The 24,717-nt window shown below is 38.1% G+C and carries 22 protein-coding genes; 11 read left to right on the plus strand and 11 right to left on the minus strand.

Going from position 1 to position 24,717, the window contains the following annotated elements:
- Nucleotide 1: 1 nt before the first annotated feature.
- The 3 genes from ESZ36_RS15280 to ESZ36_RS15295 form a co-directional block, all read right to left on the minus strand.
- Nucleotides 2–787, minus strand: coding sequence for a 3-deoxy-D-manno-octulosonic acid kinase (locus tag ESZ36_RS15280; protein WP_146789479.1), 786 nt, complete (start codon nt 785–787; stop codon nt 2–4).
- On the minus strand, nt 784–2,139 hold the full coding sequence (gene waaA, locus ESZ36_RS15285) for a lipid IV(A) 3-deoxy-D-manno-octulosonic acid transferase (RefSeq protein ID WP_146789481.1): 1,356 nt from the start codon (nt 2,137–2,139) through the stop codon (nt 784–786). The genes ESZ36_RS15280 and waaA overlap by 4 nt, the downstream gene beginning before the upstream one ends.
- A 366-nt stretch (nt 2,140–2,505) precedes the next feature.
- Nucleotides 2,506–2,934, minus strand: a complete 429-nt coding sequence (locus ESZ36_RS15295; protein ID WP_146789485.1) for an Lrp/AsnC family transcriptional regulator — start codon at nt 2,932–2,934, stop codon at nt 2,506–2,508.
- Nucleotides 2,935–3,112: 178 nt separating this feature from the next.
- Between ESZ36_RS15295 and ESZ36_RS15300 the strand changes: the two genes are divergently transcribed.
- The 4 genes from ESZ36_RS15300 (at nt 3,113) to glpG (ending at nt 6,726) form a co-directional block, all read left to right on the plus strand.
- Nucleotides 3,113–4,321, plus strand: coding sequence for a glycine C-acetyltransferase (locus ESZ36_RS15300; RefSeq protein WP_146789487.1), 1,209 nt, complete (start codon nt 3,113–3,115; stop codon nt 4,319–4,321).
- 31 nt (nt 4,322–4,352) lie between these two features.
- Nucleotides 4,353–5,378 carry an L-threonine 3-dehydrogenase gene (gene tdh / locus ESZ36_RS15305; protein ID WP_146789489.1) on the plus strand — a complete coding sequence of 342 codons (1,026 nt, stop codon included), beginning with the start codon at nt 4,353–4,355 and terminating at the stop codon, nt 5,376–5,378.
- Nucleotides 5,379–5,502: 124 nt separating this feature from the next.
- Nucleotides 5,503–5,829 carry a thiosulfate sulfurtransferase GlpE gene (gene glpE / locus ESZ36_RS15310; RefSeq protein WP_011040997.1) on the plus strand — a complete coding sequence of 109 codons (327 nt, stop codon included), beginning with the start codon at nt 5,503–5,505 and terminating at the stop codon, nt 5,827–5,829.
- 6 nt (nt 5,830–5,835) lie between these two features.
- Entirely contained in the window at nt 5,836–6,726 is an 891-nt protein-coding gene (glpG, locus tag ESZ36_RS15315; RefSeq protein WP_246129122.1) for a rhomboid family intramembrane serine protease GlpG, read from the plus strand.
- A 240-nt stretch (nt 6,727–6,966) separates the two neighbouring features.
- Here glpG and ESZ36_RS15320 read toward each other — a convergent pair whose 3' ends face one another.
- Complete coding sequence (locus ESZ36_RS15320; protein ID WP_146789491.1) at nt 6,967–7,356, minus strand: flagellar basal body-associated protein FliL; 390 nt, start codon at nt 7,354–7,356, stop codon at nt 6,967–6,969.
- Nucleotides 7,357–7,541: 185 nt separating this feature from the next.
- Here ESZ36_RS15320 and ESZ36_RS15325 point away from each other — a divergent pair, with 185 nt between their 5' ends.
- Together ESZ36_RS15325 and ubiA are read left to right on the plus strand one after the other, a co-directional pair.
- Nucleotides 7,542–8,162, plus strand: a complete 621-nt coding sequence (locus tag ESZ36_RS15325; protein ID WP_146789492.1) for a chorismate--pyruvate lyase family protein — start codon at nt 7,542–7,544, stop codon at nt 8,160–8,162.
- 40 nt (nt 8,163–8,202) lie between these two features.
- Entirely contained in the window at nt 8,203–9,066 is an 864-nt protein-coding gene (gene ubiA, locus ESZ36_RS15330) for a 4-hydroxybenzoate octaprenyltransferase (RefSeq protein WP_146789495.1), read from the plus strand.
- A gap of 9 nt (nt 9,067–9,075) precedes the next feature.
- Here ubiA and ESZ36_RS15335 read toward each other — a convergent pair whose 3' ends face one another.
- Both ESZ36_RS15335 and ESZ36_RS15340 read right to left on the minus strand, forming a co-directional pair.
- The gene (locus ESZ36_RS15335; protein WP_146789497.1) at nt 9,076–10,893 is read right to left on the minus strand and encodes a putative bifunctional diguanylate cyclase/phosphodiesterase; all 1,818 of its coding nucleotides are present in this window, start codon (nt 10,891–10,893) and stop codon (nt 9,076–9,078) included.
- 13 nt (nt 10,894–10,906) lie between these two features.
- Nucleotides 10,907–12,046, minus strand: a complete 1,140-nt coding sequence (locus ESZ36_RS15340) for an FIST signal transduction protein (RefSeq protein WP_146789499.1) — start codon at nt 12,044–12,046, stop codon at nt 10,907–10,909.
- Between the two features lie 272 nt (nt 12,047–12,318).
- Here ESZ36_RS15340 and ESZ36_RS15345 point away from each other — a divergent pair, with 272 nt between their 5' ends.
- From ESZ36_RS15345 to ESZ36_RS15355, 3 genes are all read left to right on the plus strand, one after another.
- On the plus strand, nt 12,319–13,407 hold the full coding sequence (locus ESZ36_RS15345; protein WP_146789501.1) for a TRAP transporter substrate-binding protein: 1,089 nt from the start codon (nt 12,319–12,321) through the stop codon (nt 13,405–13,407).
- Between the two features lie 131 nt (nt 13,408–13,538).
- Complete coding sequence (locus ESZ36_RS15350; protein WP_146789502.1) at nt 13,539–14,060, plus strand: TRAP transporter small permease subunit; 522 nt, start codon at nt 13,539–13,541, stop codon at nt 14,058–14,060.
- Nucleotides 14,060–15,340, plus strand: coding sequence for a TRAP transporter large permease (locus ESZ36_RS15355; RefSeq protein WP_146789505.1), 1,281 nt, complete (start codon nt 14,060–14,062; stop codon nt 15,338–15,340). Before ESZ36_RS15350 ends, ESZ36_RS15355 begins: the two co-directional genes overlap by 1 nt.
- Nucleotides 15,341–15,406: 66 nt before the next feature.
- On the opposite strand, the gene ESZ36_RS15360 is transcribed toward ESZ36_RS15355, so the two are convergent.
- Together ESZ36_RS15360 and plsB are read right to left on the minus strand one after the other, a co-directional pair.
- On the minus strand, nt 15,407–16,171 hold the full coding sequence (locus ESZ36_RS15360) for a hypothetical protein (protein WP_146789507.1): 765 nt from the start codon (nt 16,169–16,171) through the stop codon (nt 15,407–15,409).
- 149 nt (nt 16,172–16,320) lie between these two features.
- Nucleotides 16,321–18,756, minus strand: coding sequence for a glycerol-3-phosphate 1-O-acyltransferase PlsB (gene plsB, locus ESZ36_RS15365; protein ID WP_146789509.1), 2,436 nt, complete (start codon nt 18,754–18,756; stop codon nt 16,321–16,323).
- Between the two features lie 240 nt (nt 18,757–18,996).
- On the opposite strand from plsB, the gene ESZ36_RS15370 reads away from it, so the two are divergent.
- Nucleotides 18,997–19,470: an NYN domain-containing protein gene (locus ESZ36_RS15370; RefSeq protein ID WP_146789511.1), complete on the plus strand. Its 474-nt coding sequence runs from the start codon at nt 18,997–18,999 to the stop codon at nt 19,468–19,470.
- A 22-nt stretch (nt 19,471–19,492) separates the two neighbouring features.
- Here ESZ36_RS15370 and ESZ36_RS15375 read toward each other — a convergent pair whose 3' ends face one another.
- The 3 genes from ESZ36_RS15375 to ESZ36_RS15385 form a co-directional block, all read right to left on the minus strand.
- Nucleotides 19,493–20,257: a TVP38/TMEM64 family protein gene (locus ESZ36_RS15375; RefSeq protein WP_146789513.1), complete on the minus strand. Its 765-nt coding sequence runs from the start codon at nt 20,255–20,257 to the stop codon at nt 19,493–19,495.
- Between the two features lie 385 nt (nt 20,258–20,642).
- Complete coding sequence (locus tag ESZ36_RS15380) at nt 20,643–22,802, minus strand: SHOCT domain-containing protein (protein ID WP_146789515.1); 2,160 nt, start codon at nt 22,800–22,802, stop codon at nt 20,643–20,645.
- A gap of 54 nt (nt 22,803–22,856) precedes the next feature.
- Nucleotides 22,857–23,555: a single-stranded DNA-binding protein gene (locus ESZ36_RS15385; protein WP_146789517.1), complete on the minus strand. Its 699-nt coding sequence runs from the start codon at nt 23,553–23,555 to the stop codon at nt 22,857–22,859.
- A gap of 264 nt (nt 23,556–23,819) precedes the next feature.
- On the opposite strand from ESZ36_RS15385, the gene ESZ36_RS15390 reads away from it, so the two are divergent.
- The gene (locus ESZ36_RS15390) at nt 23,820–24,638 is read left to right on the plus strand and encodes a class I SAM-dependent methyltransferase (RefSeq protein ID WP_146789519.1); all 819 of its coding nucleotides are present in this window, start codon (nt 23,820–23,822) and stop codon (nt 24,636–24,638) included.
- Nucleotides 24,639–24,717 lie beyond the last annotated feature (79 nt).

A 24,717-nucleotide genomic window follows, 5' to 3' on the forward strand; every position in this document is an offset into this window, starting at 1 on the left:
ATTAGTTCTTCTTTTCAACATCGGAGATGTTCGTATCCTGATAACCATCCATCAAAGATTGCCAGTTTTCTTCAGTAAAATTAAACTGTTCTAGTTTATTTAACTCCTTTAAAAATGAGCGCTGTAAACGAGCCATGTTGGCTTGCTTCCATGTAGTGTTCACGGGATTGGTTCGCAGCTCACCACGGTCAAAGTCGATCAAAAACACCTGATTTTTATCATTTAGCAAAATATTATGACTATTTAGATCATGGTGATAAATACCATGATGGTGAAAGCGTTTAATCGTGGCACCTACGTTGTGCCAAACATCATCCGTTAACGCCTTTTCGCTTAATATTGCCACTAAGTCTTGTGCATGGTGAATGCGACTGGAAAGCAAATCTGCCTGATAGCGAAAACCGCGTTGAATAACACGGTAAGCAATAGGCTCAGGTGCAGGAAGTTGTAGAGTGTTCATATGACGTAATAGCGCAAATTCATTAGCTGCACGGGTTTTTTCTAAACTACTAAACCAATAAGAGTCTTTAATAACTTTACCGATTAAACCACCGCGATAATAATGGCGTAATACCCAATGATGCTTAATATTGCCTATATCATTGTATTCGACAAACCATGTAGTGCCACGTCCCTGCGCAGAACCCGTTACCGCATTTTGTTGTTGCCAATAGCTTGGGTTGAGCATTTGTGCACTGAAATCAGTAATGAGGGTTTGATTGAAAAAACAAGTAACGTTACCTTGTTCAAGTTTAGAAAATTGTGGGTTGGTTATCGGTTGACTCACGAGTTATCTCCTAAAGGCATAGTGTCACTATTACTAGTAATTATAGGCAGTAGTTTTATTACTTGAGCCAATGTTTTTTCGCTGGCTCCTTGATTTTGTAATACCACTTTGAGTGCATTTTCGCCTAGCATTTGCTGACGCTTTGGTTGTTCTAATAAAGCGCTAATTTCATTGACAAGTTGTGTGCTAGATTCATTAGTCGGTGTATTGTTAGTGAGTTCAATGATGGCATTTTCTTGTCTCAGCTGCTGCATTATTTCGTTGAAGTTACTCATGTTGTGACCAACGATCACAGGCTTATTAAATAATGCCGGCTCTAGCGGGTTGTGACCGCCAATTTCACTGAAACTTCCACCCATAGTAACAATATCACTTAAAGCAAAGGCAGCCATTAACTCGCCCAGGCTGTCGAGTAACCAAACTTGCTCATCATTAATTATGGTATTGTTACTGCGTTTGGCCAGTGTTAATTGTTGTTCAAGACAAAGGTTAGCAACGTGCTCAAAGCGTTCTGGATGGCGCGGTACAAGGACTAATAATAATGAAGGATGTTGAGGTAGTAGTGCTTTAAAGGCGGCTAATGCAATAGCTTCATCACCCTCATGAGTACTGGCTACCAACCATACGGTTCTTTTGGGTTGGTTATCATCAGCAACAAGTAACTTGGCTAACTCGGCCTTTTTGTTAATAACTTGTTCATTGACACTGATATCAAATTTTAAGTTACCACTATTTTCACAGCGGCTTTCATGTGCACCGAGCTGCAAGAAGTGAGTTAAATTTTCTTCGCTTTGCGTGAGAATCTTATCAAAGCGATTCAAGCAGGGCGCCATAAGCGCACTAAGCTTTTGATAACTGGTTAAGGATTTTTTCGATAAGCGGCCGTTAATTAGCAATAATTCAATCTGTTGTTGGGCGCATTGAGCAATTAAGTTAGGCCATAACTCGGTTTCCATGAAAATTATCATTTTAGGTTTAAGTCGATGGAGAAATAGGGTTGTACAAGGAAATATATCTAACGGTAAATAACCATGTTGAACGCGTCCATCAAAGAGTTTGGTTATTTGCGCAGAGCCAGTCGGCGTAAATGAAGTGATGGTGATGGGTAAGTCTGGATAGTTTATTAATAACTTTTCGATAAAGCTTTTTAGCGCAATAACCTCACCAACACTGGCCGCATGCACGACAATGCCGCCCTGTTTATAAGATTTAGGAAAAAAGCCCAAACGTTCAACTAAACGATGGCGGTATTCAGGGTGATTTAGTGAGCGAATTAATAGCACAAGTAAAAATATTGGGGTTAGCAATAAAAAGATTACCCGGTAAATAAATAAAGCTAAAACATATCGCACTAAAATCGACTCCATATCAACTGTTTAAGCTGGCTAGTATACCTAAAGATTATACCAAACGAATTAATTCTTGCTAATCAAGTTGCTCTAAATTAATTAGGGAGTGTACTTACCTATACCCGTTCCACTTGAAGATGCAGGATTCAGCTGGAATTAGAAACGCCTTTAGGCAAGGCATTGATTGAAGAAAATAGTTATTCTATTGTCGAAATCAATAACACAGCATAAAGCGTTTCTAAACCAGCCCTTTGGGGAAGCCTGAGCAAAGCATATTCTCCTGAATAACCCTTAACAAAAAAATGTGCCTTGATTCTGATTCGCTCAGGGTTCCTGAAACGAGCTTCTTCATGTGGAACGGGTATATAACTAACGCTCAAAGATGGTATCAAGAATAATAGCCGAGTTGGTTCTTTCTACGCCATCAGTTGAACAGACCATATTGAGCACTTCGCTCAGCTTTTCTAAAGTGCTGGCTTGAATGGTAACCAGTAAATCATATTCACCACTTATCGAATGAATATGACTAATTTGGTGAACTTTTCTCAAAGCAATACAAATAGTTTGTCGTAAATTGGGTTTTACTTTTAACGAAACATTAGAAGAAATTAAGCCACTGGTATAGGCGCTGTCGAGCACAACGCTGTATGCCTTAATGACATTATTATTTTCAAGCTTATTAAGTCGGTTTTGTATTGCTGTTCTAGAAACCCCTGTTGCTCTGGCAATATCTGAAACACTTGCTCTAGCATTGAGTCGTAAAATTGACAGCAATTCTTCATCTTTTTCGGTTAACAAACTACACTCCACATTACTGCATATATTCAAATTATAGCTACTAACTTACATTTTGACATCTTAATATGTCAATTTAACTATAAAAAAGGTCATATCACCAAGTAGTGTCACTTTATTGTAGTTAGGTCTGAGCAGATAATATAACTATTGAACATTAATAATTCTTTAAGGAATTCACATGACTGGTTCTGTATCTACAAAAGGTTTTTACACGCACTTAACTTCACAAATAGAGCAAGTAAAAGAAGATGGCTTGTATAAAGCTGAGCGTATTATTACTACTGCTCAACAGCCTCAAATAGCCGTTAATACCGGTGAAGAGGTGGTAAATTTTTGTGCCAATAATTACTTAGGTTTAGCCAATCATCCTGAATTAATTGCTGCGGCAAAAACTGGCTTAGATGAGCATGGTTTTGGTATGGCATCGGTACGCTTTATCTGTGGTACACAAGATATCCATAAGACGTTAGAGCAGGGCATCAGCGAGTTTTTAGGCATGGAAGATACTATTTTGTACTCTTCTTGTTTTGATGCCAATGCCGGTTTATTTGAAACCTTATTAGGACCAGATGACGCTATTATTAGTGATGCACTAAATCATGCGTCTATTATTGATGGCGTACGTTTATGTAAAGCTAAACGTTTCCGTTATGCCAATAATGACATGGCTGCGTTAGAGCAAAGCTTGATTGAAGCTGATGCTGCTGGCGCACGTTTTAAGTTAATTGCTACCGATGGCGTTTTCTCAATGGACGGTGTTATCGCCAATTTAAAAGGTGTTTGTGATTTAGCTGATAAATACGATGCTATGGTAATGGTTGATGATTCACATGCAGTAGGTTTTGTTGGTGAACAAGGCCGTGGTAGTCATGAATACTGTGAAGTTATGGGCCGTGTAGACATCATCACGGGCACTTTAGGTAAAGCAATGGGCGGCGCTTCAGGTGGTTTTACTTCAGCGAAAAAAGAAGTGGTTGAATGGTTACGTCAACGTTCACGTCCTTACTTATTTTCTAATTCACTTGCACCAGCAATCGTAAATGCATCATTGAAAGTACTTGAGTTACTAGCCCAAGGCGATGCTTTACGTAAAACCTTAAAAGATAATGCCGCTTATTTCCGTAACAGTATGGAAGCTGCAGGTTTTACTTGTGCGGGTGCGGACCATGCGATTGTGCCGGTAATGCTAGGTGACGCTAAAGTTGCTAGTGCCATGGCTGACCGTTTATTAGCTGAAGGCATTTATGTTATCGGCTTTTCTTTCCCTGTAGTACCTAAAGGGCAAGCACGTATCCGTACACAAATTTCTGCTGCTCATACTAAAGCGCAGTTAGACCATGCAATTGAAGCCTTTATCCGTATTGGTAAAGAAATGGCTGTGATCTAACCGTTGAAAATTAATAAGACAGAGAGCGACAATGAAATCTTTAGCTAAATTAAAAGCAGAACCGGGCATTTGGTTAACCCGTACTGAAAAACCAAAACTAGGTCATAATGATCTGCTGATAAAAATTAAAAAAACGGCCATTTGTGGTACAGATATCCACATTTATAATTGGGATGAATGGGCACAAAAAACAGTGCCTACGCCTATGGTTGTTGGGCATGAATACGCGGGTGAAGTCGTTGGTATCGGTCAAGAAGTTAAAGGTTTTAGTTTAGGTGACCGGGTTTCTGGTGAAGGCCATATTACTTGTGGCCATTGCCGTAATTGTCGTGGTGGCAGAACTCATTTATGTCGTAATACCGTTGGTGTTGGTGTAAATCGTGCGGGTTCATTTGCAGAGTATCTAGTGATACCTGCATACAATGCCTTTAAATTACCTGACGAAATTTCTGATGATTTAGCGGCCATTTTTGACCCTTTTGGTAACGCAGTGCATACCGCATTATCATTTGATTTAGTTGGCGAAGATGTACTAATCACCGGTGCAGGTCCTATTGGTATTATGGCTGCAGCCGTTGCAAAACATGTAGGTGCGCGTCATGTTGTTATTACCGACATTAACGAATACCGTCTTGATCTAGCGAGAAAAATGGGTGCTACTCGTGCTGTTGATGTGAGTAAAGAAAGCTTAAAAGATGTCATGACCGATTTGGGGATGACCGAGGGTTTTGATGTTGGTATGGAAATGTCAGGTGTTCCTATGGCGTTCACTAGCATGTTAGAAAACATGAATAATGGTGGTAAAATTGCCATGCTGGGTATTCCTGGTAGCGATATGGCGATTGATTGGAGCCAAGTTATTTTTAAAGGACTTACCATTAAAGGTATTTATGGTCGTGAAATGTTTGAAACTTGGTATAAAATGGCAAGTTTGATTCAATCTGGCTTAGATCTTACCCCGATAATTACTCATCACTTCAATATCGACGACTTTCAGCAAGGTTTTGATATGATGCGTTCAGGTCAATCAGGCAAGGTCATTTTAGATTGGACCTAAATTCGTTATACTAGCTGTTGAGAAACGTAATCTATTGGTAGTTGTTAATAGATTACGTGTCATTAAAGCCTAAAATATAACGAATGTACTGCCAACAAGGCAGTAATAAAATGAGGAATACATAGTGTCAGAGAATAGTTTTAAGCATATGTCAGTGAGTGACTTACAAGAAGTGATGGCAAATAAATCACACGTTGTTGTCGATATTCGAGACGCTAATTCTTTCGCAAATGGTCGAATTGCAGAATCAATTCATTTAACCAATGAGTCACTACCTGATTTTTTACGTGAAGCCGATTTAGATGCGCCTGTCGTTGTTTGTTGTTATCACGGAATTTCTAGTCAACAAGCGGCAGAATTTTTGATCAGCCAAGATTTTACCGAAGTCTACTCTCTTGACGGTGGTTTTACTCAATGGCAAACACAGTTTCCTGACAATATAGAGCGATAATTACTGATGACAAGTGAGTCTGCTGAGAATATGGATACGCTACAGCCACTGGTTCAACTTAAAGATCATAATATTGCTTTGTTATTTAGTAATTATTTACAATCTTTAGGTATTCAAGCACAGCTCAAATCAAGCCAAGAAGATGGCCATGTAATTTACTGCCCTGAAGATAAAATAGCACAAGCAAAAGTAGAGTTTGATGCTTTCATCTTAAAACCCTATGACGACAAATATCAACAAGCGGCATGGGATAGAGGCGAAACAGTCACCTTAAATTCAGGTGATTTCAGCTTATTGGACAGTTTTAAAGATAGCTTTTTAGCCCATGCAGGCATTGTTACTTTACTGGTTTTTGCCCTTTGTTGGTTAGTCTTTCTCTTTAGTGAACTTGGTTGGGCACAAACGCTTTTTAATACCCTACAGTTCTACCCTCAATTATCAATTGATGCTTTATTAGCGGATCCGATACGCTTGATTGGCCCTGCATTTTTTCACTTTTCTTGGCTGCATATTGTTTTTAACACCATGTGGTGGTGGCAATTGGGAGGCAGTATTGAAAAAACGTTAGGTAAATCAACACTCATTAATCTACTGCTGCTCTCTGCTATTGTTTCCAACGTAGGGCAATATTTAGTGTCAGGTTCAAATTTTGGTGGTTTATCTGGCGTGGTATATGCGCTGGTTGGTTTTGTTTGGTGGTTTGGTTACTTAGCCCCAGACCGAGGTTTGTTCCTTGCTAAGCCATTGGTTGGTTTTTTACTGTTCTGGTTAGTCCTTGGATTTGTTGATTTATTACCGGTTAATGTAGCTAATACCGCACATTTACTCGGTTTACTCTCAGGGTGTTTTCTTGCTGTGTTCACTGTAAAGGTGATTGGAGTAAAGGGTAAAAAATAGTGCAAATGAAGGCACAGTAACAGCTTTTTATTACCAGAAGCTTGTTATACCAATTGCACTAAAGAAGTGATCATTTTCAGATGGCTTAAATATCCAATAACAGCGTTACTTTCAATCCCAATAGCCAGCTATTGCTCAATCAAGCGCCTTGGTCTTGAACATTTATCCTCACAGCTTATTTTAAAGTGAAAGCTGTAACCTCATTTAATACAAATGGTATTACTTGTTAATAAATGTTTGTTAGTTATCTAACCATTGAGTAAAAAGTAGCTTTTTGATGAGTGGTTCGCCAGTTTCTTTGATTAATAACTCTTTTACTTGTTCTTCACACTCTAACTGAATTTCCGCACGCCCTTTGATCGATTTTACTTTGGCTTCAGATTGCTGGCCAATGATATTAATAATGGCGTCACGTAATAAAGGTGAGTGATGTTCAACTATGGTTAAGTTATCGCCTTCAACCATTAATTCAACAGTTAAACGCACATAACCCATCTTCTTTTTTACCGCGACATAATTGGTGACAATATCAGGCTCAAAGCCAAAGTAAGCATAATCACTTGCTTTTGCTTGAGAAACGCTTGCACTTAACGTGAGTAAAAGGGAAAAGAAAAATAGGTTTTTAAACATAAAAATAATAGTCGATTGGGAATGATTAAACTTATCCTTATCATAACCCGATTTAAACCATTTGCTTGATTATTTTTTATAAAATTAAAATTTTTCTATTCGCCTGATTGAGATAAATGAGTTTACTGTTTAGGTCTGCTACTATAGCGACGATTTTACACCCTATTATTCTTTGAAGTAGTTTTATGAAGCAGCAAATAGTGAACTTTCCTATAACCTTTCCTATCACCTTAACGGGCCAATGGCAGTCACCTAGAACATTGGGTTTCTCATCATTATCTACGCCACTTAAAGATTGGTTGCTCGATGAAGGCTCACTCACGGCCCGCTTAAAAAATCATTGTGATAACTTTCAAGTTAAGATAATTGGAGAGCAACAACAACCCTGTTCAGCTGCAGAGTCCTGTGATTTGATTAAAGTTGGTGAGCCTGTATTAGTGCGTGAGGTCATTTTATATTGTGATGATGTGCCTCAAGTCTTTGCCAGAAGCTTGTTGCCTCTAGCTAGCTTAACGGGTGAAGAACAAATTCTTGCTAATCTAGGAGAGCAGCCACTTGGGCAGGTATTGTTTAATAACCCGTCATTGCAGCGTTTACGACTAGAGTTATCTTCTTTCGATAGTAATTCTAGTGTGGTAGCGTTAGCTGCTAAATTGGCGGCTCAGCACGCAAGCAATAGCTCGCTCGTAAAGGCATCAACAATACCCAAACAAGAACTTTGGGGGCGTCGTTCAATATTCATGTTGGAGAATAAACCCTTGATGGTGGCTGAGGTTTTTTTACCTGATGCTTTTGCTTACGAATAACCTCTCGCACAATAAATAAACACTTAAAAGAAACATATAAATGCTGAAAAGAATTCAACAAAAATGGTTAGCGATTAAGTTAATTACTCGTATGGATAAGCCTATTGGTACTTACCTTTTATTATGGCCAACCTATTGGGCATTATGGATTGCTAGCGATGGTTGGCCAAACATGCATATATTGTTGGTTTTTAGTTTAGGTGTTTTTATCATGCGTAGTGCTGGTTGTGTAATAAACGACTACGCGGATAGAAAAATAGATGGCGAGGTTGAACGCACTAAAAATAGGCCACTTGTTAATGGCATGATGACCCCTAACGAAGCCATTAATTTATTTGGTATCTTAATTGGTATGGCATTTGGTTTGGTGCTAATGCTGAGCTGGCCAACTATTTACCTCTCTGTTGTTGCGGTATTTCTAGCGGCAATTTACCCTTTTATGAAGCGTCATACTCAACTGCCTCAACTATTTTTAGGTGCAGCTTTTAGTTGGGGCATGATAATGGCATTCTCAGAAGCGCAAGGGGAAATACCTTTGGTAGCTTGGTTGCTGTTTACGGCTAACCTATGCTGGACGGTTGCTTACGATACTATGTATGCCATGGTTGATAGAGATGACGACCTTAATATTGGGGTGAAATCTACTGCTATTTTATTTGCAGAAAATGATAAGCGCGTTATTGGCTTTTTACAGTTAATGACCTTGGCATTATTATGGACAGTCGGCGATATTTTAGCGTTTGGTTGGCCGTATCAACTATGCCTTATTGGGGCTGCAGGCTTGTTTAGCTATCAACAGTTATTGATTGTTAATAGAGAACGAGATGCTTGCTTCCAAGCCTTTTTGCATAATCACTGGGTTGGCTTAGTTGTATTTGTTGGTATTGCAATTGAGTATTTATAGCGTTGTAGTTTAGTTATTCGTTATTAGTTTGGCGAACTCATCAAAGGGAAGCGGGCCGCTAAAATAGAAGCCTTGGAAGTGAAAACAACCAAGTTCTTTCAAACAGTTCAATTCTTCTTTTGTTTCAACACCTTCTGCCAGTATGTCCATGTTAAGGGTTTTTCCTAAGCTAATAATCATGCTGGCAATGGCTGCACTCTCGCTACTTTTCGCTATGTTAGTCACAAAGGATCGATCTATTTTTAATACGCTTGCAGGAATGCGTTTTAAGTAGGTTAGAGAAGAATAACCGGTACCAAAATCATCAATAGCGCAATCAATAGAGTTTTCTTTTAACGAGGCAATTAACTTGATTGAATCTTCAATATTTTCTACCAGAAGATTTTCGGTTAACTCTAACGCTAACCGTTTAGCAGGGATGTCATTTTTCTTCACAGCGTTGAGGACAATCTCTTGAAAATCATGCTGGATTAATTGCTTAGCGCTGATATTAATCGCTATTTTATTGAAACTATCAGGTAGTGATAATTGTTCCAGTTTTTTAATGTCACGGCAGGCTTGCTCTAATACCCATTGACCAATGGCGAGAATGAGATCGCTTTCTTCTGCGATAGGGATATAGACTGCAGGCGATTCCTTACCATGAACAGGGTGTTGCCAACGTAATAATGCTTCAGCACCAATAATGTCACCATAATGATTATATTGCGCCTGATAGTATAATTCAAAATCGCCTTGTTCTAACCCTTGCTTCATATCATCAACATAAGCCAAGCGTCTTTTTATTTTTTCAGACATGACTCTTTGATATTGCTTACCTCGCTGGGTTTTAGCCCGTTTGGCTTCGTACATGGCAATATCGGCAAATTTAATAAGATTATTCACGGTACTGCTTTGCAGCGGAAAAAGCGCATAGCCGATACTGCAAGTGAGTTTGTATGAATTAGTGTCGATAACAAAAGGAGCGGTAAGTAATTGATTAATTTGTGCTATGAGGAGGTTAATTGTTTCTTGGTAATCCTCCTTGATATTCTTTAATAGAATAATAAATTGATCCCCGCCAAAGCGGCCAATATCTATATCTTCACTGCTTAATGAATGTAGCCTATGGGCTAAAGTGAGTAATATTTTATCGCCGACAGTATGACCCATAGCATCATTTATCGGTTTGAAACGGTTTAGATCGATAAAAAGAACACTACCCATCTTGTTGTTAATGTGAGCATCTTCTATAGCATTGCTCAGTAGATGATTTATATGCTGGCGATTAAACAAACGCGTTAATCCATCGTGTTGTGCTTGGAAGGCAACCTTTTCTTCGATCAGTTGCCTAGAGTGCACTTCTTTAACGAGGGAGTCATGTACTATAGAGGTATAACAACTAGTTGCTAGCTTTTGTAAAATTGGCTGTAGTGCTTTTTGTACTTCATCAGCTAGAGCATAGTGAGTTTCAAAAGTGAGTAAGCCATATTCTGGAATAATAAAACCAAATAAATATTGTCCATTGTCACATTGAAAAGAAATGCTTTTTTGGGTGTTATTGAGCTGTCGTGCAAAGTTTGTAAGTATGGAGCTTTTCGACCAGGATTGACCCCGCTTATTTTTTGGAATACTTAAAAAATGTTGATAACTTGTACCCTTAAGCGGAAGTGATTTGCTAGGCATACCAGACTGATCACAATAGACATAGATATGTGCACTTGTTAAATCGAGGCGATTAAAACAGACCTTTAAAAAAATTTTCAACATGGCCTTTAAGTCAAGCTTGTTACCAATAGCCATGGCTAGCTCATGTTGTAGTGAAATAAGAAACAGTGCTTTATTCATACCTGCCTAGTTGCTACCAAGAGCTAATTACAATTGATTTATTGAGAAGACGAATAGCGCCACTTTGACTATTGGCTATTTCCCCTAACGAAAGTACCCCGAATAATGCACCTGAATGGCAATGTTCAGCGATGACATTGAGTTCCTTTTCAAACTCATCTTCCATAAATAAGGCCCTGCTAATGCAATCGAAGACCATAGTTGTTGCAATTGTTGTCTTGTTCAGTTTAGAAAGTAAGGAGACCGCTGCTTTTTCTGTTGAGGCCACTAAGCTATCTATATTACCTTCAAGTAAATACACCATTGAATTAATTGGGATATTACCAAAACATTGTAAGTGATTATTTTTAGCTAAAATAGGGTCGCGAACAATTATATTATTATTGATATCCTTAATACCTAATGGAAAATTCTTAGCAATATCAAAAAAATCAGTATTATTGAACTTGTATGCGGTGGCATTTTCAATGGTTTGGCAATAAACCTCATAAGCAGGTTGATAATTTAAGCTTTGAACAGTTTGCCCTTGTGCTTCAGACACCAAAAAGGGCTCGTCAAATGTCTCCCAGCCATGCGCCACGCTGGTATTAAGTGTTGTTGGTAGAGCGACTAATAGAATAGCATCGCTATGAACACCTGAGTTGGTAAAGATGCAATGGCGTTGGATAAAGTCTAAATTGCCGGCACCACCGCCAGCAATATTGATCCCGTGGTCTAAATGTTCAAAAAGACAATCAATAAAGCCTTCAATGTTGCTTATTAGCGCATCATAAAACATCAAAAAATCATCTTGCCCACAGAAGTTATTCTTTTCTTGAAGTGTCGAGGTAATGAGTTCTTCTAAGCAACTTTCATGTGTTACTTGATTAAGTTGAGAGAACAGGGTTACATCAAATGTTTCTTTAAAGCCAACTATCAATGCGCCTTGTTTAATTAAGTCGCCTTTTAGAGTCAGCATAGGATAAATGCCACCAAAGAGCTTTAGTGGGCACGCATGAAATAGAGCGTTGAGTTCTTCTTCAGGGTAATTGTTTTGGCTACACGTAAGTACTAATAAGCTTTCAGCGCCACTATTTTGGGCGAGACTTAAACCGCTTTTAAAATCACTTAAAGCATCGCTTAGTGTATGCCAAATGAATAACTCAGTTGCCATCTTATTGTATCTCTTGGTTTTTTTATTATTATTGTTTTACTGCCCTTGGCATAATGCCTAAGTTATTTATAGAAAACTAGTGTTAATTAGTGTTATCGCTTCTAGCGCGCTTGTTTATTCGCTAATAGTCGTTAGGCTAGACAATGGATGATGTAACTACTATATATTTAGTTACGCTGTTTAATAAAAGTACGGTATAAGCTTAAGTTCTAATATAAAAAGACGTTCTCATATAAAAATAATTAATGACAATAAGTTAAAGGGAAGCACAGATGAAAAAATCAATTTTCGTAAAAGCTGCACTGGTAGTGTCGCTTGGATTATCCTCGCTGGGGCTTTCAGCTTTAGCCCATGCTGACGATGATAAAAAATATCGTTGGCGCTTAGCTGAAACTTGGGGACCTAATTTTCCTATTTTTGGTGATGCCACTAAAAATATGGCCAAAATGGTAAAAGAAATGTCAAATGGTCGCCTGACCATTCGCATTGATTCTTCGAATAAGCATAAATCTGCATTGGGTATTTTTGACTTTGTAAAAAGTGGTCAATACCAAATGGGCCATTCTGCTTCCTATTATTGGAAAGGTAAAAACTTTAATACCATGTTTTTTACTACCGTACCTTTTGGCATGATAGCTTCTGAACAACATGCTTGGTTCTACTACGGTGGCGGCATGGAGTTAATGAAAAAGGTGTATGATCAATATGGCATCATGTCATTCCCAGGTGGTAATACGGGTAACCAAATGGGCGGTTGGTTCAAAAAAGAAATTAATAGTGTTGAAGACCTGAAAGGTTTGAAAATGCGTATACCAGGTTTTGCTGGAGAAGTATTAGCAAAACTCGGTGCCAAGCCAACAAACATTCCATCAGGTGAGCTTTATACTGCCTTGGAACGTAACACTATTGATGCATTAGAGTGGGTTGGTCCTTCTTTAGATTTACGTATGGGTTTTCATAAAATAGCACCTTATTACTACACAGGTTGGCATGAGCCAGGTACTGAGTTGCAATTTATGGTCAACCAAAAAGCCTACAACACCCTACCAAAAGACTTACAAAAAATATTAACTGTTGCTATGAAAGCTGCCGCTTATGATATGTATTCGCAATCGATGCATGCTAGTGGTGTGAACTTAGCCTCAATGAAAAAAGATTACCCGAATGTGCAAATGCGCTCATTCCCTAAACCGGTAATGGAAGCCATTGTGCAAGCAAATGATGAGTTATTAGAGGAATTTGCTGCTAAAGATCCTATGACAGCAGAAATTCTTAAATCGCTAAATGATTATAAGCATCAGGTACGGGCTTGGACTAATTTATCAGATAGAGCCTATCTGGATAATTTTGATGGCAAGTAATATTTGTTATTAGTATGACAAATTGTTTAAAAAATAAAATCAGTGGGCATATTTAACCCACTGATTTTTATTACTAATGGGTGCATTCCTACATTGCATTGGTAAGGTAGTATTACTAACTGAGAAATTAAATGGATAAAGTGTTAAAAATTTCAGGAAAAATTATCGATGTTCTAGGTAATTTTTGTAGTTTGCTTATGATTTTAATGATCATAAATGTTTTTTATGACGTGATCATGCGCTACTTTTTTAATGATGTCAGTATTGGCATGCAAGAATTGGAATGGCACCTATTTGCTGCCATGTTTATGTTTGGCATTGCTTATACCCTAAAAGAAGATGGTCATGTGCGAGTAGATATTTTTTACGAGGCCATGTCAGCGAAAAATCAAGCCTTAATCAATATTTTTGGTTCGTTGGTTTTAGCATTACCTATCACTATACTTACGCTTTATTACAGCTGGGACTATACCTTTGAAGCCTATCAAATGGGTGAGGGTAGTGGAGATCCTGGTGGTTTACCACATCGTTGGATAGTACGAAGCGTTATTCCTCTTTCTTCACTATTTTTGATTCTAGCTATTTTCCATGTGGTGGTGACTCAGTTGAAAACTTTCATTGCGCCAACTCAGCCTGAAACAGGGGAGCAATAATGACAGGTATTGTACTTTTTGCTATTGCCCTCGTGTGTTTATTTCTCGGCTATTCGGTCGCATTTACCTTTGCGGGTGTTTCACTCATTGTTGGCACTATTGTATTAGGGGCAGACTTATTCGCGTTTATGCCTTATCGCATTATGAGCATTATGGAGAACACAATTTTAATGGCTGTGCCCATGTTTATTTTTATGGGGATAGTGTTACAAAAAACAGGACTAGCGGAGCGGTTACTGGAGTCTGCGGCTAAACTCTTTGGCGGTATTGCCGGAGGTGTTGCCATTTCTACTATCATTGTGGGTGCTTTATTAGCGGCATCAACGGGTGTAGTGGGGGCGAGTGTTGTCGCTATGGGGGTTATTTCCTTACCCGTAATGTTAAAAAACAACTACCATCAACCTACGGCAACGGGTGTAATTTGCGCGTCTGGTACCTTAGGACAAATTATTCCGCCTTCGATAATTTTAATTATTTTAGGCGATGTTATGGGAGTGCCCGTTGGCGACTTATTCCGAGCGGCCGTTCTGCCAGGAATGCTACTGGTTGTTACTTATGTCATATACATCTTAATTTTAGGCAAATTTAAGCCTGAATTTGTACCACCGTTAGTTGTCACTGAAAACAAACGTGAACTGCTAGTACAGGCACTTAAAGATATTGTACCGCCTCTAGTACTTATTTTAACCGTACTTGGTTCTATTTTTGCTGGTATCGCCACACCAACAGAATCTGCCGCCATCGGTGCAGTTGGTGCCGTTATCTTATCGATATTATATGGCAGCTTTTCTATTGGCAAAATGCATGAAATTTCAAAAGAAACAGTAAAAGTTACTTCAATGGTTTTTGCGGTATTAATTGGCGCCACGGCATTTTCTATGGTGTTTAGTTATTCGGGCAGCGAGTATCTCATTGAAGAGTTTTTTATGGAGCTCCCCGGTGGTAAATGGACATTTATTGCATTGGCGATGTTCGCAATTTTGATTCTAGGCTTCTTTATCGATTTCATTGAAATCGCTTTCTTAGTGGTACCAATTTTACTGCCTGTTGCAATAGCGTTAGATATTAACTTAGTGTGGTTTGCTATTTTAATTTCTATGAACTTACAAACTTCATTTTTAACACCACCCTTTGGTTTTAGTTTATTTTATCTCAAAGGTGTAGCGCCGAAATATCTTAAAACCACCACGATATATAAAGGAGTGATCCCCTTTATTTTGATGCAAATAGCCGTGTTGCTATTAGTGGTGTTTTTTCCTGAGTACTTAATTATTTCTTAACTAAGACATCTACTCTTACAGTAATACAATAATGTTTTATACCGGCATAGTGCTGGTATAAAACATTTATTTATTAGGCACTTTAAATTTAGCCTGTACCCTCTCCATATGCTCTCTAAAACTTTTATCAAACTTACTTTCACCACAAGCAAAAGAAGCCGTTGTTGCATGCACAGGGCTGCCTAAGACTTGTTCACGATATATAGTACAAGTGCCGTTGTCATTTTTGGTGATAGAGCCGACATGGGAGCTGCTGGTATTAAGTTTCTGCCGCTGCTCAACCGTGAGTGGCACTATGGTTTTTGGCACTGGAAAGGGCTCTCCATCCATCTCTGAAGTAGATCGCGGTTGAGTTAGCTCAGAAAAAGCTTGTTCGCGTTGTTGGTTATCTAGTTTTTGCCTTAAGCGTGATAAACGGTCATAACTAGAAAAGCTACCTCTGCTTGCGCCTGAAACCTTATTTTTAGTTGTCACTGTTTCACTTTTAACAGCATTAGTAACTTGTGTAGAAAGCGTCTTAGTTACTGGCTTAGTTACTGGTTTTTTAGCTTCTGTTGTTGAACGTTCAGTTTGGACAGTTTTTTTAGGGGCGGCTTGCTTTTGTTCAATCTTTTGTGACGGTTTTTTTTCATTCGTACTTTTTATAACAGTGTTTTGTTTAACTTCGATTTTTTTAGGTGCTGAGTATAAAAAGCTTTTGATTGGTGTGCTCTTAGGTTTATCTAGCTTGATAACCTTAGGTTGTTTTGTTGCACTGTAGATTAATGCCAATAAAAGTAATGAATGCAGTAGTACAGATATAACAATGGCAGTGTAAGGTCCTTTTAACACAGTGTATTCAGTTCTTTTAATGTTAATGAATAATACTATAGACCAAAAAAAACACCACTGGTTCAATACACTGTGGTGTTTTCGTTATACCAATCAGAATAAGAAAGTGTCACTTCTTTATGCTGATTGGTCTTAAAGCAGTAAAAGGCTTAACGAGCAATACTTTGCAGTACTTCAATATCCACTAAATTAATTACAGTGGCTTTTAATTCAGCCATGCTATCACTGGTGACTAGCAAGCCGTCGTCATTGAGATCAATATAACCTTGCTCACGAATAGTGGCAATTAACGTAGATTGAGCACGTTTGTCGATAAATTCAGGCGCATTAATATTGTTTAATACCGATAAACGTTTAGCAATCGCCACAACCTTAGTTTCTAAATCACGCTTACTTAAAGGCGCTAAACGACTTGCAAGTGAGGTAATAATCGCGAGGCGTTGCAAACTCTCGTCGATACACTCAGCCATGGCGTGTACTCGACTGAGTAGCCCTAGATCGTCAGTAAGTGACCAAAAACCAGCTTTACTTTGCTTAGCGATTTCCATCTCTTTTAGTACCGTAAGGGCCCGTAAGGTTTGCTGTTCAACGTGCTTGTTATCTTGATAGAGGTATAAATCTTCTTTGAGTAATGCAGTTAAGTTTTGAACTTTTAACACTAAGTCGTCTTGATTGATTTTACTATGCTTATCAAGTAAGCGGCAAACCATGGCTGGTACCACATAAGTATGCAAAATATTATTACGGTAATAGCGCATCTCTAAATTAGCGGTTTCAGAGAGTGAAACCAAGCTGCCAAAACTATCTTCAGTAATCGTTACTTTATTAAGAGAAATAACGTGAGTTAGTAACTCTGCACCTGTCTCTTCAGGAATAGTAAGTTGTTCACTAAAGGGGGCTTGGCGCTGTATATTTAAGAAAAAATCAAGCTGTGTTTCTAATTCCAATGTAGATAGGGCTTTATTTTTGCTGGCGTGTAGGATCAAGGCAATTAAAGCAACACCATTTAAAGCAGCACTCTTATTTATGTTCTCCATTACTCGGTCAGCAAGTACATTGACCGTCGGTGTTAACCAAGTAGGTTTCTGCGGGTCAATAGGGTCAATAGAGTCTTTCCAATCAGGTACTTGTTTATTTAAAAATTCGTTAATGTTCATCGGTTCACCAAAATTTACATAACCATTTCCATAGTTACGCAAACTCTTAATGGCTTTTAATACACCAAACATCGATTCATTCTTTTTCTCGCTACCACTTAATTCTTTATGGTAAGTGCCTACTTCCATAACATGCTCATAACCTAAGTAAACAGGTACTAGGGTCAGTGGTCTATCAATACCACGTAGTAAGCTTTGAATGGTCATTGCTAACATACCGGTTTTAGGTGCTAGCACTCTACCAGTGCGACTACGACCACCTTCGGTATAATATTTAACACCATAACCACGTTCAAATAAAAGGCCTAAATATTCACGGAAAATAGTGGAATATAAACGGTTACCACCAAAACTACGGCGAATGAAAAATGCACCACCTTTTCTAAATACGGTACCTGCAGGCCAGAAATTTAAGTTAATACCCGCGGCAATCCTTGGCATCACTAGACCTTCTTGTAAAATTACATAAGAAAGTAATAAATAATCCATGTGGCTACGATGACAAGGGACATAAATGATCTCATGGCCATCTTGAGCCAATTTACGTAATACTTTGGCGTTGCTTACCTTAATAGCGCTGTATAAGCGTTTCCATAACCAATGCAAAATTATTTCACCAAAACGTAACCAAGAAACACTGTAGTCACCAGCGATTTCATTCATAATGACTAACGCTTTTTTCTTTATTTCAGCTTCAGAAACTTTTTTGTTTTTTGCTTCATCACTAATAATACGTTTGACTGATGGGTTAGCAAATAAAGCGGTAAACATTTGCTTACGATGCATTAACCTAGGGCCTTTAGCCGCAATGGTTTGACGATGAAAATGGAAGCGAGCAACGCGCAAAAATTTATGAGCAGCAGCTTCATCGCTACCATGGTTGTCAGAGATATTACGTAAAGAAAAAGCTTCGCTAAATCGCACTAAAGTATCACGACCTAAAAATAGAACGATGAAGAATTTTCGTAACCAATTAGGCGATTCTTGATCGGCTAGCAAAGTACCTATATTAAGGTTCTTACGTTCTTTAGTCGGCGTTCTTCCCCAAATTAAATTGGCTGGGATTAACTTCGCATCGAGATTTTCATCAATGACATGTTGATTTAATAGCGCTAAACCTTGTGCTGTTGCCGTTGTTTTGCTGCTTTTACGCCATGAACAAAGTGGTGTTGATTTTGCCAAGCATAAAGTGCGATTAAAGTTTTGGCCGTTAATCGTTACTCTCCCAAGAGGATCTGGAAGATTTTGTTTCAGACAGGCACTTTGCAACGCTAAAAGGTCAGATGCCGATTGATGACGAACAATGTAAAAAATAGGCTGATTTGGCTGATCTGTAATATTTTGACTGTCCGTAATAATTTTACAACGAACCAGTAACTTAAGAGGAAATTTTAATAATAAGTAGAAAAAAGAACGTAAGGCCAACATGTTGTATCGCTCGGTTTAGTCATTAACAGCTATAAAAGTTGAATTTTAACATCATTAGTCAAAATTGTCTTGGTTTGTGGAGAATACCAATCCGTATAAGAAAGTGCTGATTTTTCTTGTTCTAATATTGCTCACACCTTTCTAAGTGTGCACTTCTTCATACAGAGTGGTATATAGTGGTATATAGTGGTAGCACACTATTATTAGTGGATTAAATGCCTTTAATTTCAGGAGTTCACATTGAAGAAAATTGCCGTATTTGTCGATGTACAGAATATTTATTACACCACCCGAGATACCTTTGCTAAGCAATTTAACTACCGCTTATTATGGCAAGAATTGATGGCACAAGGCGAGATCACTATCGCCAATGCTTATGCTATACAACGTAGTGATGATCAACAGCATAAATTTCAAAAAGCGCTTAAACATATTGGTTTTGACGTTAAGTTAAAGCCTTATATTCAACGTCGTGACGGTTCGGCTAAAGGCGATTGGGATGTCGGTATTACTATCGATATTATGGAAGCTGCAGCCGAGGTTGATACCGTGATCTTACTTTCAGGGGATGGCGATTTTGATTTGTTACTACGAAAAGTACGCGAAAAATATGGCGTGTCTACTGAAGTTTATAGCGTGGAGAACTTAACCGCAAAATCTCTAGTTGAAGCAGCGGATATTCATCATAAAATTGAGCAAAGCCTTTTATTGTGAGCTAAGTAGTTGAAGCTCTAAATCATGTCAGAGTGTTATTTCTAGTTTTTAGTTTATGCTTTTTCACGAGGTAGGCTGTCAATATAAGGGCAATAACAAATAATGTTGCGCTAGCAATTAATTCATTTTGTGCCCCTAAACGTATACCACTGCCGGCAAGCGAGAATATAACCATTTGTGGGATAAAACCGACAAAAGAACCACTAACATAAGCGGGCATTGAGACCTTGCTAACGCCTGCAATAATATTGGTTATAAAATTACTTCCTAAAGGTAATATTCGAATCACAATCGCTTTCAAAAAGGTTTGGTCACCAAGAAACGCGGATAACTGTGCAAGCTTACTAGGGTATTTACGGGTAATGCAATCCCTCAACAAATAACGAGCGATACTAAAAGTGATGAAGCAGCCGAGCGTGGCTGCCAAGGTGGCAACAAATATGCCTATGAATGCACCTAAATTAATGCCCGCAACTAAAGCGGCAATTTGTCTGGGTAAACCTACACTGGTTGCCAAGGATAAAAAAACAAACAGTAACCCTGCATTGAAAAAAATTGAACTGTCGTCTTTCTGCCAGTTTAGTTTTTCAACCAAGTTGATTGTCCAGTTACTTAAACTGAAACCACTTTCTGTTGTGGTCGGTATTGCGCTTAGAGATGGCGAAAATACTGGCGTATGAATCAGCCATTGATATAAACCTGTCGCGATAATAATTATTATGATGAGGCTCGCCAGCATTTTAGTGGTCGATAAACGGGCGGAAAATAAGAGAAACTTGGAAAGCATAGTTATACCAAATGAATTAATGATTAAGTGCTATTTATACCCGTGACCATTCAAAATGCATGTTTCAGTGGGAGAAAAAAACGATTTAGACAAGGCATTGATTGCAGATAATGGTTGTTCCATTGACAAAATCAATAACGAAGTATAAATCGTTTTTAGCCCCATCGTAGAAGTGCATGAGTAAACCTATTTCATTGTTGCGTCAAATAAATAGGGAATGACCATGATTTAATTAACGCGCCTCAAACTAGATTTTCTCAAGCACTCTGAATCGAGCATTTTGAATGATTACGGGTATATACCTTGTGAAATAATCCAAGCATTGAATGATATTACTTTGATTATCTGCTTTAATTTTTTTCTACGCACTTTTAAAATCATAAGTTTAATTAAAATGGTATAACTTGGTTTTCGCTTGCTCAAATTCATCAGCAGTTAAAAAACCTTGTTGTCGTAGCTTAACTAATTTTTCTAATGCGTTTACCAAATCAGTTTCTACTCTGGCTAATTCTATCGCTGCAGTGTCATGACTGTCAGATAACGTGATTACCTCGTCATTTCTTTGAGATTTAGTCACTTCTACTATTTTTTCAGGTGCTATCACATCGATTACTGAATGAAGCCGAGTTGCTGGGCGAATAATCGATGCTTGTTTGTGTAGCGGAGTATCATCATGAGTTTTATGTTCAGTATGCGCTGCATCAGTAGTCAATGTAGGTTTGAAAGAACGTACTCCTGTTTGCTCGCTATTGATATGTTTGGCAATGATCCAACACCAATCAATGGTCTCATCGACCACGGTAAAGTAACCTTTTTTAGTTATTCTATCGCTGCCTTTGCGTAAATATAAACAAATTATGTGTTTCTTTTTTGATTCGGTATGAAGCGCTAAGTTAATACGACGAACTTTGCCGTCGGTCATTTTAGCAATTTGCTCAATATGAAATATTTCGCGTAATGCCTGTTCATATTCTTCGTCAAAGCCGTGTCCTAAGGTGGTATTAATTGTCGCAATAACCAAATCACCAAGCAATATTTGGCACTGATTCACATCAGCTAGTGCAATGACCTTTTCTGCTTCTTTTTCATGGCGTTTAAATAGCTTTATTGATAATTTGTCTTCAGTTAATGCTAGATTAGAAAATTCACGGCGAACGAAGGCCTTAGCCGATTTCTGTTGTGCCTTCATCTGATACAAAATATAGCCGAGAAGCACAAATAGAACTAGAATAAAGAAGAAAGTCAGACCGCTGGGTCCACTTTGTTGGCTTTCTTTTGCGGCTAAACTGATATCTTGTTGAAATAGTTGGTATATAGCACCAGAATCTTCATTGAAAAACAGTAGTTCCCCTCGATTATCACGGTAGAGAGTTAAGTTATTTGCTTGCAATGCTTGTTGCTTTAATAGCCATTCTATTGTTGGAGCAGAAAGTGCTTTTTGCTGTTTAATGGACTGATCGTTCTCAAGTGCTATCTCAGGTGAAATTTCATGTGATAGTGAGTTGAGTTGCCATTGCTTTTCATTTTTTGTTAATAATAATAACTTGTTACGTAATGAAGGTGCATTTTGCCCTCGGTAGACTAATAAACTATTGGCAGCTAATATATTTTTATTTTGATACAAAAACTTTATAGGTGCTTGCTTGCGCCAGTCCTCGCCACCATCACTATAAGATAGCCAATGCCTTACTATGTTATTAAAGTTGTACTGATGTGATATCAATAACTTAGTGGCATATCTATCGGGCCAAATAAATTGGTTTATGTTGCCTGCACCGAATAAATACAGTGCCTTTTCAAATTTTTCATTCGCGTAATAAGGATTGTCGTGAGGTACGCTATAACTTTTGATACCGTTTCGTTGTGGGTGAATACGTAAGATGGCACCTGAATAAAGTGGATGTTGCTTTAGTTCTAGGCTCTGTGACAGTGAGATATAAAGCTGAGCAAAGTCTTCATGCCATGATTTACTGTAAGGATTAAAGTTCAATTGCCTGATTCCGCTTTCTAATGTGGGAATGGCTATTCTTAAAACTTCACGTTGACTTGATTCATCGACTTGCTTGGTTACATTTAACCGCCACTCGGTCACTATGGCATCATAAGAAAGTGGCGTGGTGACAGCAGAATCGTTTAAGCGTTTTCTTTTTCTTTTGTTAATAACTTTTTCAACATGGGCAGTGTAGAAAGTGCCAAAACCTGCTTGATCACGTAATGAAAAGTTAGGATGTAAGGTGAAAGCGGTCAGTTGAAGCATGGATTCTTTAGAAGAAAAAAGCTGTAAATCTAATAATAAAGCAGTGTTATCAGGACTATCTTGTTCCAGCTGATAAATTTTACCTCGCTTATTTGCCAGGTAATAGAACTGACTATTTCCTGGCTGTTCCAGCAGTAACAACCACTGATCGTTTTCTGTTTCTAATTGCGGGGCTTGCGCTATTTTTTGTAATAAATATTGCTTTTCTTTACTGGCACCATTAGCACCACTGACGAAAAACAGACATAAGGAAAAAATAAAAAAGGTCGCGCTCTTTGCGATAAGCATTAAATTGAGTCATCCATAGTTCAGTATTTTGTTAACGAATTTTTATCTTTTTCTTTATGTGCCTTTAAATAAATGCACATTTTTTACTTCAATAAACTGATCTTTGTTAACACCACTGGTGTAACTTAATTTTCCTTCTAACATCAGCTCATCACCAATGTCGCCATGTTCTGCTAGATATTGCGCTTGTTTTCCCCAAACATGAATGGCTCGTTCTACTGACATTGTCTGCCACACTTGCTTATCGGTATTATAGATATGCTGGTTAATGACAATATTTGCTTGGGTAATACTCTTACTTTGTTCGGTTAACATCAGTTTTGGTTTTGATGTTAATTGGGCACTACAATGAATTTGATTGATTGCTTGTGTATAACCCTTGTCAAATTTTTGTACAAAATTTGCGTGTACAATACCTAGGTGATTAGTGCTTTTATCTGTTGATTTTGGTTTGATATTACTTAAATAGCCATGCAGTAAAATTATGTCACCCTTATTGGCATTTAGTAATGCCAATTCGACCAATTCACCTTCTACTTTTACATGATGGTAGCTAGTCCACTCTTTATACTTATTAGTGCTTTTATCTAGCCATTTACTGGATGTAGCTAATACAATTTCAGTCACTGCGGTCGCAGGATTAGCACGATAACGAATATCAGGTGTTGCTACTAAATTACCTAATAAGGTCACGGCACAAAGCTGTGGGTTTGGGCTTTTTGGGTGTTTATTTACAGCATCCGATAATGACAAAAGCTTTCCTGTGATATTAAAGTAAACCAATTACTCAGTCACTTATTATCTATTTGTGTGAATAAAGAGCAAGTTGTTTTATTTTAATATAAATTCAGTGGCAATGTTAATAGGCAGCAAGGAAAAATTTCATTAAAAGTCACTTTACTAACAATTAACTAGCCATTTGAGTGGTTAGTGAAAGACAAAGCTTTATAATGAAGACAATATTATAAAATTAAACCCAAAGAACTTGTCTTTCTTAGGCAAGCATATAGGAAACTAATGAGCCCGATTATTGCCAGCGAACATTTAAGCAACATCGCCCTTGGTTACGTAGATAGCGTAGATAGTGAATACGCTAAACGTCTTGCCAAAAAATGGCAGTTTAACTACCTAGGCCATGTTGCCGCTGCCAGTAAACAGCCAAAACTTGAATTTATGTTGCAAATGCATCATCACGCCTTAGAGCTTTGTAAGTTAGATGAACCTAAGCTGGGCGCTATCAAGGTAGACTTTGTTGAGGGTGCAGTCGCACATCGACGTAAATTTGGTGGCGGTCGAGGCCAAGATATTGCCAAAGCCGTTGGCTTAAAACATGGCTTTAAGCCACATGTTTTAGATGCGACAGCAGGACTTGGCAGAGACGCATTTGTATTAGCTAGCCTTGGTTGTAAGTTAACTTTATTAGAGCGCATGCCTGTTGTGGCTGCACTTCTAGATGATGGGATTGAGCGCGCAAAACTAAATCATGAAGTTGCCGATATTGCCAATAACATGCAGTTAATTCACGGTTCATCACTAGAAGAAGTCGACTTAGCTACTGAACCTGATGTCGTGTATTTAGATCCAATGTATCCGCATCGTGAAAAATCCGCAGCGGTTAAAAAAGAAATGCGAATTTTCCAATCACTTGTTGGTGAAGACCTTGATGCAGATGATTTACTTGAACCAGCATTAGCGTTAGCAAAATATCGCGTTGTGGTAAAACGTCCAAGTTATGCACCGCCACTGGCAAATAAAAAACCATCGATGAGCATCAATATGAAAAAAAATCGCTTTGATGTTTATGTTAAACAGGCAATCCCAAAACCTACTTCTTAGTACCGTCATTTCAAACTTTACATAAATACGTCACAATTATGTAACCTTACTGTCATAAAAATGAGTGACTATTGCCTTT

Origin of the sequence: Colwellia demingiae (genome assembly GCF_007954275.1) — a bacterium.
Classification (GTDB): Bacteria; Pseudomonadota; Gammaproteobacteria; order Enterobacterales; family Alteromonadaceae; genus Colwellia; species Colwellia demingiae.